Below are 17,842 nucleotides of genomic sequence, written 5' to 3'. Positions count from 1 at the left end.
GAAAAAAATACAGCAGCCCATACCCGCGACTGCATCCAGGCGCGCAAGTATATCACCATCACGCGGCTACTGTGCACATTGCGCGTTATTTGCTTATCAGTGCGAGTCCGTTACCATAGTCTTGTGCTGCCAATACAGAGAGTCAGACATTCATTATGCCGAAGAAAAATGAAGCGCCCGCCAGTTTTGAAACCGCGCTGAGCGAGCTGGAACAAATTGTTACCCGTCTGGAAGGCGGCGACCTGCCGTTAGAAGAAGCGTTGAACGAATTCGAACGCGGCGTACAGTTGGCGCGTCAAGGACAGGTCAAATTGCAACAGGCTGAACAGCGCGTACAAATCCTGCTGTCAGATACTGAAGACGCGGCCCTTACGCCTTTTACACCGGATAATGAGTAAATGGATTTTACGCAGCAGCTACAGGCTTGCGTTGAGCAGGCCAACCAGGCACTGAGCCGTTTTATCGCGCCACTGCCCTTTCAGAACACTCCCGTGGTCGAAACCATGCAATATGGCGCATTATTAGGCGGTAAACGCCTGCGCCCGTTCCTGGTGTATGCGACCGGTCAGATGTTTGGTGTCAGCCTGAGTACGCTTGATGCTCCCGCTGCCGCCGTCGAATGCATTCACGCCTATTCGCTGATGCACGATGATTTACCCGCGATGGACGACGATGACCTGCGCCGCGGTCTGCCGACTTGCCACGTAAAATTTGGTGAGGCAAACGCGATCCTGGCCGGAGATGCGCTGCAAACGCTGGCATTCTCCATTATCAGCGACGCTCCAATGCCGGAAGTATCTGACCGTGACCGCATCGCGATGATCTCTGAACTGGCTCAGGCCAGCGGTATCGCCGGTATGTGCGGCGGTCAGGCACTGGATCTGGAAGCTGAAGGTCATCAGGTTGAGCTGGATGCGCTGGAGCGTATTCACCGCCATAAAACCGGGGCATTGATTCGCGCCGCCGTACGTCTGGGAGCATTAAGCGCAGGCGATAAAGGGCGAGAATGCCTGGCAATACTCGACAAATACGCAGAAAGCATCGGTCTGGCCTTCCAGGTTCAGGATGACATCCTGGATGTGGTAGGCGATACTGCAACATTGGGTAAACGTCAGGGTGCTGACCAGCAGCTTGGCAAAAGTACCTATCCTGCACTTCTGGGTCTTGAGCAAGCCCAGAATAAAGCCCGGGATTTAATCGAGGATGCCCGCCAGTCGCTAAGTTTGCTGGCCGCACAGTCACTCGATACCTCGGCACTGGAAGCGCTAGCGGACTACATAATCCAGCGTGATAAATAAACCAACATATCCCATGAGCTTGCGATGAGTTTTGATATAGCCAAATACCCGACCCTGGCGCTGGTCGACTCCACCCAGGAGTTACGTCTGCTGCCAAAAGAGAGCCTGCCAAAGCTTTGCGACGAACTGCGCCGCTATTTGCTCGACAGCGTAAGCCGTTCCAGCGGGCACTTCGCCTCTGGTCTGGGCACGGTGGAACTCACCGTCGCGCTGCACTATGTCTACAATACCCCGTTCGACCAGTTAATCTGGGATGTAGGACATCAGGCTTACCCGCACAAAATACTGACCGGACGCCGTGATAAAATCGGCACCATTCGTCAGAAAGGCGGTTTGCATCCGTTCCCGTGGCGCGGTGAGAGCGAGTATGACGTACTGAGCGTTGGGCACTCTTCAACCTCCATTAGCGCAGGTATCGGTATTGCGGTTGCCGCTGAGAAAGAAGGCAAAAAACGTCGTACCGTATGTGTGATTGGCGACGGCGCTATCACCGCCGGGATGGCGTTTGAAGCGATGAACCACGCAGGCGATATTAAACCCGACATGTTGGTTATCCTCAACGACAACGAAATGTCGATTTCAGAGAACGTTGGCGCGCTGAACAATCATCTGGCGCAACTGCTCTCTGGCAAACTCTACTCCTCGCTGCGCGAAGGCGGGAAAAAAGTCTTCTCCGGCGTGCCGCCAATTAAAGAGTTGCTCAAACGTACCGAAGAACACATTAAAGGCATGGTTGTGCCGGGTACGCTGTTTGAAGAACTGGGCTTTAACTATATCGGTCCGGTGGACGGTCACGACGTGCTGGGGCTTATTACCACACTGAAGAACATGCGCGATCTGAAAGGCCCGCAGTTCCTGCACATCATGACCAAAAAAGGTCGTGGTTACGAGCCGGCAGAAAAAGATCCAATCACCTTCCACGCGGTACCAAAATTCGATCCATCCAGCGGATGCCTGCCGAAAAGCAGCGGCGGCCTGCCGAGCTATTCAAAAATCTTCGGTGACTGGCTGTGCGAAACCGCAGCGAAAGACAATAAGCTGATGGCAATCACCCCGGCGATGCGCGAAGGTTCCGGTATGGTGGAGTTTTCACGTAAGTTCCCGGACCGCTACTTCGATGTGGCGATCGCCGAACAGCACGCGGTGACGTTTGCTGCCGGTCTGGCGATTGGCGGCTATAAGCCGGTCGTGGCTATTTACTCGACCTTCCTGCAGCGCGCCTACGATCAGGTGCTGCATGATGTCGCCATCCAGAAACTGCCAGTTCTGTTCGCCGTTGACCGGGCAGGAATTGTTGGCGCAGATGGACAAACCCATCAAGGGGCGTTCGATCTTTCCTTCCTGCGCTGCATCCCGGAAATGGTCATTATGACCCCGAGTGATGAAAACGAATGCCGCCAGATGCTGTTCACCGGCTATCACTACAACGACGGTCCAACGGTCGTGCGTTATCCGCGAGGTAACGCGGTGGGCGTAGAGTTGACCCCGCTGGAACAACTGCCTATCGGGAAAGGTATAGTGAGACGTCACGGGGAGAAAGTGGCAATTCTCAACTTCGGTACCCTGATGCCGGAAGCCGCTCAGGTCGCAGAGTCGATGAACGCCACGCTGGTCGATATGCGTTTTGTGAAACCACTGGATGAAACGTTGATCCTTGAAATGGCTGCCCAACACGAGGTGCTGGTTACCATTGAAGAGAACGCCATTATGGGTGGTGCTGGCAGCGGTGTAAACGAAGTGCTGATGGCCCATCGTAAGCCCGTCCCGGTGCTGAACATTGGCCTACCAGACTTCTTCATCCCGCAGGGAACTCAGGATGAAGCTCGCGCCGATCTGGGTCTGAATGCCGTCGGAATTGAGGCCAAAATCAAGGCCTGGCTGGCATAATCCCCTCCCCGCTCCTGCTATGCTTAATTCATCACGAGCTAAGCAGGAGTGGATTGATGAAATACAACATCTTAGGAAAAACCGACCTACGGGTCTCCCGCCTTTGCCTGGGCTGCATGACGTTTGGCGAGCCTAATCGCGGCAATCACGCCTGGACGCTACCTGAAGAAAGCAGCCGCCCGATAATCAAACACGCCCTTGAGGGCGGCATTAACTTTTTCGATACCGCCAACAGCTACTCCGCTGGCAGTAGCGAAGAGATTGTCGGTCGCGCGCTGCGTGATTTCGCCCGCCGCGAAGATGTCGTGGTCGCTACCAAGGTTTTTCACCAGGTTGATGATTTAGCAGAAGGATTATCCCGCGCACAAATCCTGCGTTCAATCGACGACAGCCTCAGACGTCTGGGTATGGACTATGTCGACATCCTGCAAATTCACCGCTGGGATTACAACACACCTATTGAAGAAACCCTTGAGGCTCTAAACGACGTCGTGAAAGCCGGTAAAGCGCGCTATATCGGCGCCTCCTCCATGCACGCTTCGCAATTTGCTCAGGCGCTGGCCTTACAGAAGCAACACGGCTGGGCGCAGTTCGTTAGCATGCAGGATCACTACAATCTGATCTACCGCGAAGAAGAACGCGAAATGCTGCCACTGTGCTACGAGGAAGGCGTGGCAGTGATCCCCTGGAGTCCACTGGCACGTGGACGCCTGACGCGCCCATGGGGAGAAACGACAGCACGTCTGGTTTCCGATGAAGTCGGTAAAAATTTGTACAACGAGAGCGATGAAAACGACGCGCAAATTGCCGCACGGCTGACCGGCGTCAGTGAGGAACTGGGCGTAACGCGCGCGCAGGTTGCGCTGGCCTGGCTGCTGAGCAAACCGGGTGTGGCAGCGCCGATTATCGGTACATCGCGCGAGGAACAGCTGGATGAGTTGCTCAATGCGGTGGATTTAACGCTGAAGCCGGAGCAGATTGCCGAGCTGGAAACACCGTACAAACAGCATCCGGTGGTGGGATTTAAATAAGTATTGGCGATGGCTAATTGTAGGCCGGATAATCATAGCGCATCCGGCCTACAACAGCCCCCAAAAGGGTTAAATGATACCTACCGGCCAGTGATGACCGATAAAATACAAAATTCCGGCAGAGAGTATTCCGGCCACAATATCGTCGATCATGATCCCCGTCCCGCCATGCACGTTGCGATCGAACCAACGAATCGGCCACGGCTTCCACATATCCAGAATACGGAAAATCACAAATCCGGCGGCAACCCACTGCCAGTCATTGGTCGGCAGCGCCATCAGGGTAATCCACATCCCGACAAACTCGTCCCAGACAATGCTACCGTGATCGTGCACACCCATATCTTTCGCCGTTTGATGGCACAGATAAACGCCGATACAGATAGATAACATCACCACCAGTGAATACAGCTGCCACGGTAGAAAGGTCATTAAATACCAAAAAGGGATAGCCGCCAGCGATCCCATCGTGCCAGGAACAATTGGGCTCAACCCGCTGCCAAAACCGGTGGCTAGCAGGTGCCACGGATTGCGCATACTCAGGCGGCTTTTGGCGACATCTTTTTTAAGGCGCGGCAAAATGGTCATATCCTTTCCAGTCAAACGTGACGGATTTTCCATCGCGCGTAAAGTGAATGCCTTCCACGTCTGCGCTCATCTGCCCAATGCAGGTAAACGCTGCGCCGAGATTTCCCAGCGCCACATCCAGCGCACCACGGTTAATTTCCGGTACGGTAAAGCATAACTCATAATCTTCACCGCCCGAGAGCGCCCAGCGTAGGGCCTGTTCCGGCTCAACGTGCCGGGCGAATGCCGTGGAGTAAGGCAGCGCATCGACGTTAACCCGCGCGCCACAGCCGCTGGCATTAACGATATGCCCCAGATCGGAAATCAGGCCATCGGAGATATCGATAGCCGCACTGGCCAGATCGCGCAGGGCTTGTCCCTGTAAAATACGCGGCGTGGGACGCAGATGGCGTTTAAGCAGATAGTCTGCGTCTTTTGCATCTCCAACCTGCAACCGATTCTGTAAAATCGCCAGCCCCGCCGCGCTGTCTCCCGGCGTACCGGTAACATAAATCCAGTCCCCCGGCTTCGCACCAGAGCGTTTTAAGGCCCGCCCAATGGGGACGTAGCCATGGATACCCAACGTCATCGACAGTGGCCCACGCGTGGTGTCACCGCCAATCAGCTGCATATCATAGTAATTAAGGAGTTCAAACAGGCCATCGCTGAAGGCTTCAAGCCAGGCTTCATTAACGTCAGGTAACGTGAGTGCCAGCGTCAACCACGCAGGATCGGCCCCCATCGCCGCCAGATCGCTCAAATTCACCGCCAGTGCTTTCCAGGCGAGATCGGCGGGATCAATGTCGGGGAGGAAGTGATTGCCTGCCACCAGCGTATCGGTACTGATCGCCAGCGTCTGTTTTTCAGGGATATTCAGGAGTGCGCAGTCGTCACCAATACCGGTTTCGACATCAAGACGAGACGTTCTTACGCGGTCAAAATAACGGGCAATCAGGGAAAACTCGCCGCATGCCATACGTTATGCCTCAGCAGAAAAAAAAGAAAAAGCCGGGGACAGCGGAAACAGGTTCCACCATCCAGCCGGCCTCGGGATTACTTTTTGTTGGGGCGAATCACAGGTGCTGCTTTATCCAGTACGCCGTTCACGAATTTATGGCTATCTTCAGCGCCGAAGGTTTTCGCCAGTTCAATCGCTTCGTTGATGGCCACTTTGTACGGCACATCACTACGTTTAGACAGTTCAAACAGCGCAATACGCAGTACGGCTTTTTCTACCTGACCCAGCTCTTCTAACAGACGAGACAGGTAAGGCTTCATTAATCCATCCAGGTACGCGCTGTTAGTCGCCACCCCGGACAGCAGTTCGCGGAAATACAGAACGTCGACATCTTTAACGTCCTGTTCCGCCAGGAACTGGTATTCAACATCAGCGATGTCGTTCTGGGACAACTGCCAGGAGTAGAGCGCCTGGACGGCACACTCACGGGCGCGGCGACGAGCAGCAGGTTTCACGGATTTCCCCTTACAAAAATCAGGCCTTAATGGCTTTCAATACATTAATCATTTCAAGCGCAGTCAGTGCAGCTTCTGCGCCTTTGTTACCGGCTTTAGTGCCAGCACGTTCGATGGCTTGTTCAATACTTTCGGTGGTCAGAACACCGAAGGCTACCGGAATGCCACTGTCCTGAGCGACATGCGCCAGGCCATTGCTTGCACCGCCAGCCACATATTCGAAGTGCGCGGTACCGCCACGGATCACCGTACCGAGCGCAATCACCGCGTCGTATTTACCGGTTTTTGCCAGTGCGTCAGCGGCCAGCGGCAGCTCATATGCACCTGGAACCCAAACAACGGTAATGTTTTCATCTTTAACCTGGCCAATACGTTTCAGGGCGTCGATAGCACCTTCCAGCAGGCTGTCATTGATAAAGTTGTTGAAACGCGCAATGGTGATGGCGACGCGAGCGTCCGGGGTAGCAACGTTAGCTTCAATAATGTTCATATTCTTCCTTCGGGTTCGATTTATGGCCCCGTAAGGGGGGCGGATTTTATCATAATATTCTGTGCGCTGCTTCCTCTAAATCAGAAAGCCTCACGCAGTCGTTAAATGCAGGCAAACGTCCAGGCCCACCTGGCGTATCTCATTGAATTTGAAATGGGGTGCGTCAGCCAGTTTCTCAAGGCCTGGAAGCACACATAATCCTCGCGCATCGCTGCCTAACAGTTTAGGCGCAACATACACGATTAGCTCATCGACCAAACCGGCCTGTAATAATGCCCCCGCGAGCGTTGGGCCTGCTTCAACCCAAATGCTGTTAATTTGCTGTTTGCCCAGTTGCATCATCAGCACCACCAGATCCAGATGCCCGTTATGTTCCGGCACCTTCAGGCTACGAACTGTCTCCGGCCAGCTACGAGGGTCGTCTTCAGTCCGGACAATCCAGGTTTCTCCAGGCTGTTGCACAATACGGTGCTCCGGCGTGACCTGATTCTGGCTATCCAGAACAATGCGGATTGGTTGGCGCAGCTCTTCCTGCGGGTAACTCGCCTGAGTTGACTCCCCAAGCTCCGACCAACGCACGGTAAGCTGAGGGTCGTCTGCCAGCACCGTAGCACTGCTGGTTAAAATGGCATGGCTTTGCGCGCGCAAACGTTGCACATCGCGGCGCGCCTGCGGTGAGGTAATCCACTGGCTTTCACCGCTGGCCATCGCCGTACGGCCATCAAGCGACGCGCCAAGCTTAAGCTGCAGATACGGGAATCCCGTACGCATGCGCTTGAGAAAGCCTTTATTCAGTTGCTCAACTTCGCTCATCATCAGCCCGTGGCTGACGTCGATGCCCGCCTGCTGCAAACGGTAGAGCCCACGTCCTGCGACCTGCGGATTGGGATCCTGCATCGCCGCAACCACACGCGATACACCCGCCGCAATCAGCGCATCGCAACACGGCGGCGTGCGACCATGATGACTACAGGGTTCAAGCGTCACATAGGCCGTTGCCCCTTGCGCTTTTTCTCCAGCCATCCGCAGAGCATGAACTTCGGCATGCGGTTCGCCCGCACGGTGGTGATATCCTTCACCGACGATCTCCCCATCCTTCACAATCACGCAGCCCACGTTGGGGTTGGGGTGAGTGGTAAAACGTCCGCGCGCAGCAAGCTTCAGCGCACGCGCCATGTACAATTCATCCTGCATGGCTTAGTCCTGTAGGCGAGCAATCTCTTCGCCAAATTCTTTGATGTCTTCGAAACTCCGGTAGACAGAGGCAAAGCGGATGTAGGCGACTTTATCGAGCTTTTTCAACTGCTCCATCACCAGGTTGCCAATCATCTTGCTCGGCACCTCACGCTCACCAGTCGCACGCAGCTGTGATTTGATATGGTTTAACGCCATTTCGACGTCATCCGCGCTAACAGGCCGTTTCTCAAGCGCTCTGAGCATGCCGCTACGCAGCTTTTCTTCATTAAAGGGTTCACGCACGTCGTTGCTTTTCACAACGCGCGGCATGACAAGTTCAGCCACTTCAAAAGTGGTGAAACGTTCGTTACAGACCAGACACTGCCGACGGCGGCGTACCGAGGAGCCCTCGCCTACAAGACGAGAGTCAATTACCTTAGTGTCTACGGCGAAACAGAATGGGCAATGCATACGGCGTCCTGTACCTCAGTGGTTAACAGAATCTATTTTACCCTGAACTGCCGTGACAACAAAGGCACTGCGCTTTTGAGACAAAGGATCGATGCCTTCGTGCTCAGTCCACACTACCATTATGCTATCGCGACAATGAAGGAAGTAATCACAATGACAAGACGTTACCTAAGAATTCTCCTGGTGGGAAGTCTCTTTAGTCTTAGTGCCTGCGCACAGCAAAGCGAAGTACGCCAGATGCATCAAAGCGTTAGCACATTGAATAAAGAAATGACGCAGCTTAATCAGGAAACAGTAAAAATTACGCAACAAAATATGTTGAATGCAAAATCAACCAGCGGCGTCTATCTGCTACCGGGTTCCAAAACCCCGGCACGACTAGAGAGCCAGATTGGCACTTTACGCATGTCGCTGGTAAACATTGCGCCTAACGCTGATGGAACGCGCCTGACGCTACGGATTCAGGGTGAATCCAACACGCCTTTACCCGCCTTTAGCGCCACCGTCGAGTACGGGCAAATTCAGGGCACCACGGACAATTATCAGGAAGTGAACGTTCACAACCAGTTGGTCAACGCTCCGGCGAGTATTCTTGCTCCCAGCGACGTAGACATTCCGTTGCAGATAAATGGCCTCACTCCAGAGAGGTTAGGATTTGTTCGCATCCACGACATCCAGCCTGTTAGCCAATAAACTTTTTTGCGGAACGTTTTGTGCGTTCCGCAACATCACTCCGCTCCATTTTGTTACTCCCCTGACATAACCGATATTTCTGGTAAAACTTGGCAACATTCATGAGAGCCAGTACAATTCGCCGCCTAAAGTACGCAAACGTGAACGCAATCGATTACGCAAATGATAGAACTGTGAAACAAGACATATTTTTGTGAACAATGATTTTTATAATAGGCTCCGAAGAATTACGAAATATTTAGAAACGCAAATTGCGCATTTTTCACTCCCGAAAGGGATTTCAAACAGTGGCATACATATGAAAAAAACATTACTTGCAGCCGGTGCAGTGCTGGCGCTCTCCTCGTCTTTTACTGCCAACGCAGCAGAAAATGACAAACCGCAATATCTGTCCGACTGGTGGCACCAGAGCGTTAACGTGGTGGGTAGCTATCACACCCGTTTCTCTCCGAAACTGAACAACGACGTGTATCTGGAATACGAAGCATTTGCCAAAAAAGACTGGTTTGATTTCTATGGCTACATCGATATTCCGAAAACCTTCGACTGGGGTAACGGCAACGATAAAGGTATCTGGTCTGACGGTTCCCCGTTGTTTATGGAAATCGAACCGCGTTTCTCCATCGATAAACTGACCGGTGCTGACCTGAGCTTTGGTCCGTTCAAAGAATGGTATTTCGCCAACAACTACATCTACGACATGGGTGATAACAAAGCCAGCCGCCAGAGCACCTGGTATATGGGTCTGGGTACCGATATCGATACCGGTCTGCCGATGGGTTTGTCCCTGAACGTCTATGCTAAATACCAGTGGCAGAACTATGGCGCATCCAACGAAAACGAGTGGGATGGCTACCGTTTCAAAGTGAAATACTTTGTGCCGATCACCCAGGTTTGGGGCGGCCAGCTGACCTACATCGGCTTCACCAACTTCGACTGGGGCTCAGATTTGGGTGATGACCCGAACCGCACCAGCAACTCTATCGCTTCCAGCCACGTCCTGGCGCTGAACTACGATCACTGGCACTACTCTGTCGTAGCGCGTTACTTCCATAACGGCGGTCAGTGGAAAGGTGGGGATACTCTGAACTGGGGCGAAGGCGACTTCAGCGCGAAATCTACCGGTTGGGGTGGTTACCTGGTCGTAGGTTACAACTTCTAATCCAGACAATTTATCGCAAACAAGCCAGCTTAACCGCTGGCTTTTTTATGGCTGGTCTTCACAGCGTACTTTACGTAAAAAGTCACTTAGCGAACGATCCGCAGATTCGCGAAAGTGCCTGTCGAGTGGCGTGATCTTCAGACATCGATCAACGCGAAAACAACGATAATCATCACGCTTCTCGCACCAGCCAACCAGCAGCCAGTGCTCGCCCCAGAAAAATAATCCCAGCGGCTGAACGTCGCGCCACGAGAGGTTCCCGGACTCATCGCGATAATGCAGCGCCAGCGCCTGCTGAGCTGAAACCGCGCGATGTATGAGATCGAACGCACTGCGTGAATGCGGCTGATTACCAAAATCTGGCGCGAAAATCCGCGTTTGCTCGGCTCTGCGCCGACTCTCTGGCGGCAATATCGCCAACACTTTTTCCTGTGCTGATTCCAGCGCCTGTGAGAGTGAATCCCCACCCCATGTTTTCAACAACCGAATCGCTACCATCAACGCTTCTGATTCGTGCTGGGTTAACATCAACGGCGGCAAATCAAACCCCGCCATTAAGCGGTATCCACTGCCCACTTCGCCTTCAATGGGCACGCCGGATAAAGAGAGATCGCGGATATCGCGATAAATCGTCCGTTCAGAAACTTCAAGACGTTCTGCCAGCAGCGCCGCCGTTGTCACTCGCCTGCCACGCAGGATTTGTACAATCTGAAACAAGCGGTCGGCGCGTCTGCTCATTTTAATCCTCAGTGCTGAAAATATTACGCGGGTTGATGTAAACCAACACGATTGCCTTCGCTGTCAGTAAATAGCGCAATCGTACCAATGTCCTGCCCCAGTTCGAGTGGGCCAAACACACACTGACCGCCAGCAGTGGCGACGCGTTCAAGCGTTGCCGCCAAATCGTCCGTATGCAGATAAATAATAGCGCCCTGCGCTGAAGGAGTAATACCGTCAAATTTAGCCAGCGCCCCGCCGGGAGCGGGATCCTGATGCGGAAATACGGCCAGCTCAGCGCAGTCCATATTTTCCCGACGCAAAGAAACCTGCATCACTGGTTCATAAAAAGCGATGGCGCGATCCATTTGTGCTACAGGGATTTCAAACCAATTAATTACGTTGCTCATACTTCCTCCTGCCTATATGGGTAATCTCAGAAGGACTATAAGACAGGGTTACTGACAGCATACTGTCAGTAGTGTGGCGACAGGAAAAGATAATTGCCTGTCGCTAATTCACAGGCAAAAAAAAATCCCGACCTTACGATCGGGATTCCAGTATCTTCACTCTTAATGGTTAAGGAAGAATCGACGGTTGATCCGCCCCTTCTTTCTCGACCTTCTGCTGCAGCATGTGCTCACGCTTCATACCCAGCTTCAGCGCCAGCGCCGATGCCACGTAGATAGAAGATGCGGTACCGATGGAAACACCGATCAGCATCGTCAGCGAGAAGCCTTCCAGTACCGGACCACCGAACAGGAACAGCATCAGAATAACCATCAACGTTGTACCGGACGTAATCAACGTACGGTGCAGCGTTTGGGTCAGTGACACGTTAAAGATTTCGTAAGGCGTACCGCGACGAATTTTGCGGAAGTTTTCACGAATACGGTCAGATACAACGATACTATCGTTCAGCGAGTAACCGATTACCGACATCAGTGATGCGACGATAGTCAGGTCAATCTCGATATGGAACAACGACAGGATCCCAAGTGTGATAATCACGTCGTGCGCCAGAGCGATAACCACCCCCGCCGCCAGTCGCCACTCAAAGCGGAAACCGACGTACACCAGGATGGAGATCAGCGCCGCCATCAGCGCCATCGCACCGGTTTGCGCCAGATCAGCCCCCACGCTCGGACCCACGAATTCAATTCGCTTCACCGCGGCGTTTTGGTTGGTGGATTCGTTAATCACACTCAACACTTTGCTGCCCAGCACCTGACCGCCGTCTGCACCTTCAGTTGGCGGCATACGTACCATAATGTCGTGGCTGCTGCCGAAGTTCTGCAGAAGCGGATCAACGAAGCCCGCTTTCTCCAGTGCATCGCGCATCACGTCCATATCGGCCGGTTTTTCCAGCGTGATTTCAATAACCGTACCACCGGTGAAATCGAGACCCCAGTTAAACCCGCGTACGCCCATCACCACGATGGCCGCAATCAGCAGGAAACCTGAAATGCCGAAAGCCCAGTAGTCCCAGCGCATAAAGTCCCAGACTTTACGGCCGTGGTTTAATTGTTCAACAGTATATTCCTGTGCCACTTCGCACTCCTCAGATTGACAGCTTTTTGACGCGCTTGCCGCCATACAACAGGTTTACGATGGCACGTGTACCGACAATCGCGGTAAACATCGACGTCGCCACACCAATACCGGTAGTAATCGCGAACCCTTTAATTGCCCCGGTGCCAACTGCGTACAGGATGATGACCTTGATCAGCGTCGTAATGTTCGCATCAAAGATGGAGCTAAATGCGCCCGCATAACCTTCGTTGATGGCCTGCTGCACCGAACGCCCGTTACTCAACTCTTCTTTGATACGTTCGTTGATCAGTACGTTCGCATCGACCGCGACGGCAAGGGTTAAGACAATCCCCGCAATCCCCGGCATACTTAGCGTAGCGCCCGGCAGCAACGACATAATACCGACAATCAATACCAGGTTAGCAATCAGCGCACTGGTCGCAATCAGACCGAACTTCTTATAGAAGAAGATCATGAACAAGATAGACACCACCAGACCGGCCAGACACGCTTCCAGACCCTGTTTAATGTTCTGCATACCCAGGGTTGGGCCGATGGTACGTTCTTCCACAATCTGAATCGGCGCAATCAACGCACCGGCACGTAACAGCAGAGAAAGCTGACGCGCTTCGTTCGGGTTGTTGATACCGGTGATACGGAAGCTGTTACCCAGGCGAGACTGGATATTGGCAATGTTAATCACCTCTTCCTGTTTCACCAGTACTGCACGACCGTTAGCATCTTTCTTACCGCTGTCTTTGTACTCCACGAACAGGGTCGCCATCGGCTTACCGATGTTGTCTTTGGTGAAGTTGGACATGATGTTACCACCCGCGCTATCCAGCGAGATGTTAACCTGCGGCTGATTATATTCGTCCTGGCTGGAAGTGGAATCGGTGATATGGTCACCGGTCAGGATCACGCGCTTGTACAGCACAACAGGCTGACCTTCACGAGACTGTTTCACTTCCGAATCACCCGGAACACGACCCGATGCTGCAGCGGACTGGTCAACGTTGGTGTTTACCAGACGGAACTCCAGCGTCGCGGTTGCGCCCAGAATTTCTTTCGCACGCGCGGTATCCTGAATACCCGGCAGTTCGACCACGATGCGGTCAGCACCTTGACGTTGTACCACCGGCTCAGCAACACCCAGTTGGTTAACACGATTACGCAGAATGTTGATGTTCTGCTGTACCGCGTACTCACGGGCTTCGCTCAGGCGCGCATCGGTCATTACAGCACGCAGTGCATTGCTGCCCTGGCTGGAAATAACCAGATCCTGGTGACGTTTGCTCAAGTAAGAGATAGCTTCATCACGGGCGCTGCTATCACGGAAAGTGATGCTCAGACCGTAGTTATCTTCTTTGCGAACGGTAGTATAAGGAATGCCTTTTTCACGCAGATCGCTGCGCAGGCTATCAATATTTTGTTCCTGCAACTTACTCAGCGCGGTATCCATATCCACTTCCATCAGGAAGTGAACACCGCCACGCAGGTCAAGGCCGAGTTTCATCGGTTCTGCATGAATGGCAGCCAGCCAGCGCGGGGTTGCCGGAGCAAGGTTAAGCGCCACGACGTACTGATCGCCCAGTACGCCCATTAATACTTCACGTGCGCGCAGTTGGGTATCAGTGGAGTCGAAGCGCGCGAGAATAGCACCCTCTTCCAGAGCCACAGACTTAGGTGTGATTTTATCTTCTTGTAACGTTTTCTGGACCTGGATCAGCGTTTGCTCACTGGCGGCGGCACCGCGCACGCCAGTGATTTGAACAGCCGGATCCTCACCATACAGGTTGGGAAGCGCATAGAGCAGACCGACGACAATCACGACGATCAGCATGACATACTTCCACAAAGGATAACGGTTTAACACGGCAGTTCCCTTTGGGAAAACAATAAATTACAGCGCCTTCATGGTGCCTTTCGGCAGAACGGCAGCTACGAAATCACGTTTAATAACCACTTCGGTGGTGTCGTTCAGCGCGATAGCGATGTAGCCAGATTCTGCTACTTTGGTCACGCGACCCACCAGACCACCGTTAGTCAGCACTTCATCGCCTTTAGCAATGGAGTTCATCAGATTTTTGTGTTCTTTGGTACGCTTTTGCTGCGGGCGCAGGATCATGAAGTAGAAAATCAGACCAAACACCACCAGCATCAGAATCAGAGACATCGGGCTGCCCTGCGCCGGAGCACCTGTTGCCGCTACCGCATCAGAAATAAAAAAGCTCATTCAAATTCCCTCATTATTAAAATTAATCAACGTTCACAGGTGGAACTGGTCTACCCTGACGTTGGTAAAAATCGGTCACGAAGCTCTCTAATTTACCCTCTTCAATAGCCTTGCGTAAACCCGCCATCAAACGCTGGTAGTAGCGAAGGTTATGAATCGTGTTGAGACGCGCGCCCAATATTTCGTTGCAACGGTCGAGATGATGCAAGTAAGCGCGCGAATAATTGCGACAGGTGTAGCAATCACACTCAGCATCGAGCGGACTGGTGTCGCTTTTATGTTTCGCGTTACGAATTTTTACCACGCCGTCAGTCACAAACAAATGACCATTACGGGCATTTCGCGTTGGCATCACACAGTCAAACATATCGATACCGCGACGCACGCCTTCAACCAGATCTTCTGGTTTACCGACGCCCATCAGGTAACGCGGTTTATCTGCCGGAATCTGCGGGCAAACATGTTCCAGAATGCGGTGCATATCTTCCTTCGGCTCACCGACAGCCAAACCGCCGACAGCGTAGCCATCAAAGCCGATATCTACCAGACCTTTGACGGAGATATCACGTAAATCTTCGTAAACACTGCCCTGAATGATGCCAAAAAGCGCATTTTTGTTGCCGAGGCTATCAAAACGGTCACGGCTGCGCTTCGCCCAACGCAGAGACATCTCCATCGAGCGTTTAGCATAGTCCCAGTCGGCCGGATACGGTGTACATTCGTCGAAGATCATCACGATATCGGAACCGAGATCGTATTGAATCTCCATCGACTTCTCGGGATCGAGGAAAATCGGATCGCCGTTGATCGGGTTACGGAAATGCACGCCTTGTTCGGTTATCTTCCGGATATCGCCCAGGCTGAACACCTGGAAGCCGCCGGAATCGGTGAGGATCGGCCCTTTCCACTGCATAAAATCGTGCAGATCGCCGTGCAGTTTCATGATTTCCTGCCCCGGGCGCAGCCACAGGTGGAAAGTGTTGCCGAGGATGATCTGTGCGCCGGTCGCTTCAACTTCTTCCGGCGTCATGCCTTTTACTGTGCCGTAAGTACCGACCGGCATAAAAGCAGGCGTTTCTACTACGCCACGATCAAAAACCAGGCGGCCGCGGCGAGCGCGACCGTCTGTGGTATCCAGTTCAAATTTCATCTTCACTCCTGCGTCAGAAAAACAGTCCGACGTTTTAAACACTCATGCCGGAAACTTATTCCCCGACACGCTCAGAAATAGCCTGCGGATTGTACGTGATAAACATCGCATCCCCGTAACTAAAAAAGCGATATTCCGCTTTTACCGCTTCATGATAGGCGTGCATGGTGTTTTTATAACCAGCAAATGCGGAAACCAGCATAATCAATGTCGATTCCGGCAGGTGGAAGTTGGTGACCAGAGCATCAATCACATGATATTTATAGCCTGGATAAATAAAGATTTGTGTATCGCCGAAGAACGGCTCGATTAGATCGTTTTTGGCCGCCTGCGCCGCACTTTCCAGTGAACGTACGGAGGTGGTGCCCACCGCAATCACGCGGTTACCGCGCGCTTTCGCCGCCAGCACCGCATCCACCACATCCTGCGGCACTTCCGCATATTCGGAGTGCATAATGTGGTCTTCAATAGTGTCTACGCGCACCGGCTGGAAAGTGCCCGCTCCAACGTGCAGGGTGACGAACGCCATTTCAATGCCTTTATCGCGCAGTTTAGCCAGCAGCGGATCGTCAAAATGCAGACCCGCGGTCGGCGCAGCGACGGCACCCGGTTTTTCGCTGTACACGGTCTGGTACAGCTCGCGGTCGGCGTCTTCATCCGGACGGTCGATATACGGCGGCAACGGCATATGGCCAATCGCGTTGAGGATATCCAGCACGCTGCGTTCGTCGTTAAACTCAACTTCAAACAGCGCGTCATGGCGCGCCACCATCGTTGCTTTAATGCTTTCGTCATCGCCCAGCAGCAGCTCGGCGCCCGGTTTCGGCGCTTTCGAGGCACGAATATGCGCCAGAATACGTTTGTCATCCAGCATACGCTCGACCAGCACTTCAATTTTACCGCCGCTGGCTTTACGACCAAACAGACGCGCAGGAATGACGCGGGTGTTGTTAAAGACCAGCAAATCGCCAGGGTTGAGCTTATCGAGCAAATCGGTGAAAGTACCGTGCGTCAGCGCGCCCGTCGGCCCGTCCAAAGACAGCAAGCGACAGCTACTGCGCTCAGCTTGCGGATAGTGGGCAATCAGGGATTCGGGTAGTTCAAAGGTGAAATCGGTAACGCGCATGACACTGACTCAGACTAAAATAAGAGGCGGGTAGTCTAGTGCCGGGGCGTTCTCCCTGCAACCTTTACCCCTCTGGATAAACATTTAACTATGAATTTTCTTGCACATTTGCATCTGGCTCACCTTGCCGACAGTTCGCTTTCCGGCAATCTGCTGGCCGATTTTGTCCGGGGTAATCCGGAAACGCACTACTCGCCTGATGTGGTAGAAGGCATCTTCATGCATCGTCGTATCGACGTGATGACAGATAACCTGCCGCAGGTGCGTGAAGCCAAAGAATGGTTTCGTAGCGAAACGCGCCGCGTCGCGCCGATTACGCTGGATGTCATGTGGGATCATTTTCTGTCGCGCCACTGGTCGGAGATCTCCCCTGAGTTCCCGCTGACGGACTTTGTGCGCTATGCCCGTACCCAGGTAACCACTATTTTGCCGGAATCGCCGCCACGCTTTATCAATCTGAATAACTATATATGGTCAGAGAAATGGCTTGAGCGCTACCGGGACATGGATTTTATCCAGAACGTCCTGAACGGCATGGCCAGCCGCCGTCCACGGCTCGATGCCCTACGCGACTCATGGTATGACCTCAATACGCATTACGATGCGTTAGAAGAGCGATTCTGGCAGTTTTATCCGCAAATGATGGACCAGGCGCGGCGTAAAACCCTTTGATTGCAACCCGCATTCCCCGCCGGATAAGCCGTAGCCGTCATCCGGCAAAAGATTGATAGACAAAACCTGTCTCATTGATTGCCAGCGCCTCTTTGTCTTATTCACGAACACTCTCTATACTGGCCCGCGTTGCGTTCCAAAAACCCCTTAACATTGCAGG

At 53.1% G+C, this 17,842-nt stretch carries 20 protein-coding genes; 7 read left to right on the top strand and 13 right to left on the bottom strand.

All coding sequences use genetic code 11. From position 1 onward, the window contains the following. The first annotated feature begins 155 nt into the window (after nucleotides 1-155). From xseB to yajO, 4 genes are read left to right on the top strand one after another with little or no spacing between them, the layout of a single operon-like run. Complete coding sequence (gene xseB, locus OGX67_RS21255) at nucleotides 156-398, top strand: exodeoxyribonuclease VII small subunit (protein ID WP_003021586.1); 243 nt, start codon at nucleotides 156-158, stop codon at nucleotides 396-398. Further along, entirely contained in the window at nucleotides 399-1,298 is a 900-nt protein-coding gene (ispA, locus tag OGX67_RS21250) for a (2E,6E)-farnesyl diphosphate synthase (RefSeq protein ID WP_003021584.1), read from the top strand. A gap of 24 nt (nucleotides 1,299-1,322) precedes the next feature. Next, nucleotides 1,323-3,185, top strand: coding sequence for a 1-deoxy-D-xylulose-5-phosphate synthase (dxs, locus tag OGX67_RS21245; RefSeq protein WP_286527174.1), 1,863 nt, complete (start codon nucleotides 1,323-1,325; stop codon nucleotides 3,183-3,185). Nucleotides 3,186-3,241: 56 nt separating this feature from the next. Continuing rightward, nucleotides 3,242-4,216: a 1-deoxyxylulose-5-phosphate synthase YajO gene (yajO, locus tag OGX67_RS21240; RefSeq protein ID WP_003835964.1), complete on the top strand. Its 975-nt coding sequence runs from the start codon at nucleotides 3,242-3,244 to the stop codon at nucleotides 4,214-4,216. Between the two features lie 69 nt (nucleotides 4,217-4,285). On the opposite strand, the gene pgpA is transcribed toward yajO, so the two are convergent. The 6 genes from pgpA to nrdR form a co-directional block, all read right to left on the bottom strand. Continuing rightward, nucleotides 4,286-4,804: a phosphatidylglycerophosphatase A gene (gene pgpA, locus OGX67_RS21235; protein ID WP_003021578.1), complete on the bottom strand. Its 519-nt coding sequence runs from the start codon at nucleotides 4,802-4,804 to the stop codon at nucleotides 4,286-4,288. Continuing rightward, nucleotides 4,782-5,759, bottom strand: a complete 978-nt coding sequence (gene thiL, locus OGX67_RS21230) for a thiamine-phosphate kinase (protein ID WP_257651694.1) — start codon at nucleotides 5,757-5,759, stop codon at nucleotides 4,782-4,784. Before thiL ends, pgpA begins: the two co-directional genes overlap by 23 nt. 77 nt (nucleotides 5,760-5,836) lie before the next feature. Further along, entirely contained in the window at nucleotides 5,837-6,256 is a 420-nt protein-coding gene (gene nusB, locus OGX67_RS21225) for a transcription antitermination factor NusB (RefSeq protein ID WP_000801129.1), read from the bottom strand. Nucleotides 6,257-6,275: 19 nt separating this feature from the next. Next, nucleotides 6,276-6,746, bottom strand: coding sequence for a 6,7-dimethyl-8-ribityllumazine synthase (gene ribH, locus OGX67_RS21220; RefSeq protein ID WP_003021575.1), 471 nt, complete (start codon nucleotides 6,744-6,746; stop codon nucleotides 6,276-6,278). Nucleotides 6,747-6,836: 90 nt separating this feature from the next. Beyond that, the gene (gene ribD, locus OGX67_RS21215) at nucleotides 6,837-7,940 is read right to left on the bottom strand and encodes a bifunctional diaminohydroxyphosphoribosylaminopyrimidine deaminase/5-amino-6-(5-phosphoribosylamino)uracil reductase RibD (RefSeq protein WP_257651695.1); all 1,104 of its coding nucleotides are present in this window, start codon (nucleotides 7,938-7,940) and stop codon (nucleotides 6,837-6,839) included. A 3-nt stretch (nucleotides 7,941-7,943) separates the two neighbouring features. Beyond that, nucleotides 7,944-8,393, bottom strand: a complete 450-nt coding sequence (nrdR, locus tag OGX67_RS21210; RefSeq protein ID WP_003021571.1) for a transcriptional regulator NrdR — start codon at nucleotides 8,391-8,393, stop codon at nucleotides 7,944-7,946. Between the two features lie 153 nt (nucleotides 8,394-8,546). On the opposite strand from nrdR, the gene OGX67_RS21205 reads away from it, so the two are divergent. Together OGX67_RS21205 and OGX67_RS21200 are read left to right on the top strand one after the other, a co-directional pair. After that, nucleotides 8,547-9,086 carry a SadB/YajI family lipoprotein gene (locus OGX67_RS21205; protein WP_071667392.1) on the top strand — a complete coding sequence of 180 codons (540 nt, stop codon included), beginning with the start codon at nucleotides 8,547-8,549 and terminating at the stop codon, nucleotides 9,084-9,086. 298 nt (nucleotides 9,087-9,384) lie between these two features. Beyond that, on the top strand, nucleotides 9,385-10,248 hold the full coding sequence (locus OGX67_RS21200; protein ID WP_003021561.1) for a nucleoside-specific channel-forming protein Tsx: 864 nt from the start codon (nucleotides 9,385-9,387) through the stop codon (nucleotides 10,246-10,248). Nucleotides 10,249-10,293: 45 nt separating this feature from the next. Here the strand turns inward: OGX67_RS21200 and OGX67_RS21195 are convergent, their stop codons facing one another. The 7 genes from OGX67_RS21195 to queA form a co-directional block, all read right to left on the bottom strand. Further along, a complete protein-coding gene (locus tag OGX67_RS21195) occupies nucleotides 10,294-10,986 on the bottom strand; it encodes a helix-turn-helix transcriptional regulator (protein ID WP_257651696.1) in 693 nt (230 codons plus the stop codon). Between the two features lie 23 nt (nucleotides 10,987-11,009). Then, nucleotides 11,010-11,375 carry a VOC family protein gene (locus OGX67_RS21190; protein ID WP_003021554.1) on the bottom strand — a complete coding sequence of 122 codons (366 nt, stop codon included), beginning with the start codon at nucleotides 11,373-11,375 and terminating at the stop codon, nucleotides 11,010-11,012. Between the two features lie 169 nt (nucleotides 11,376-11,544). After that, a complete protein-coding gene (secF, locus tag OGX67_RS21185; RefSeq protein WP_003021550.1) occupies nucleotides 11,545-12,516 on the bottom strand; it encodes a protein translocase subunit SecF in 972 nt (323 codons plus the stop codon). Between the two features lie 10 nt (nucleotides 12,517-12,526). Further along, nucleotides 12,527-14,374 carry a protein translocase subunit SecD gene (gene secD / locus OGX67_RS21180; protein ID WP_003021547.1) on the bottom strand — a complete coding sequence of 616 codons (1,848 nt, stop codon included), beginning with the start codon at nucleotides 14,372-14,374 and terminating at the stop codon, nucleotides 12,527-12,529. Between the two features lie 27 nt (nucleotides 14,375-14,401). Beyond that, nucleotides 14,402-14,734, bottom strand: coding sequence for a preprotein translocase subunit YajC (gene yajC, locus OGX67_RS21175; RefSeq protein ID WP_003021544.1), 333 nt, complete (start codon nucleotides 14,732-14,734; stop codon nucleotides 14,402-14,404). A gap of 22 nt (nucleotides 14,735-14,756) precedes the next feature. Next, entirely contained in the window at nucleotides 14,757-15,884 is a 1,128-nt protein-coding gene (gene tgt, locus OGX67_RS21170; protein WP_003021535.1) for a tRNA guanosine(34) transglycosylase Tgt, read from the bottom strand. Between the two features lie 55 nt (nucleotides 15,885-15,939). Beyond that, nucleotides 15,940-17,010: a tRNA preQ1(34) S-adenosylmethionine ribosyltransferase-isomerase QueA gene (queA, locus tag OGX67_RS21165; RefSeq protein WP_257651697.1), complete on the bottom strand. Its 1,071-nt coding sequence runs from the start codon at nucleotides 17,008-17,010 to the stop codon at nucleotides 15,940-15,942. A gap of 90 nt (nucleotides 17,011-17,100) precedes the next feature. Here queA and acpH point away from each other — a divergent pair, with 90 nt between their 5' ends. Continuing rightward, nucleotides 17,101-17,682 (top strand): ACP phosphodiesterase, encoded by a 582-nt coding sequence (acpH, locus tag OGX67_RS21160; protein WP_003835988.1) that lies wholly within the window; start codon nucleotides 17,101-17,103, stop codon nucleotides 17,680-17,682. Nucleotides 17,683-17,842: the final 160 nt, after the last annotated feature.

This window comes from Citrobacter sp. Cf118, assembly GCF_030334095.1.
Classification (GTDB): Bacteria; Pseudomonadota; Gammaproteobacteria; order Enterobacterales; family Enterobacteriaceae; genus Citrobacter; species Citrobacter freundii.
Note: the sequence above shows the minus strand (reverse complement) of the source record. Positions and strands in the feature narration are given on the sequence as shown.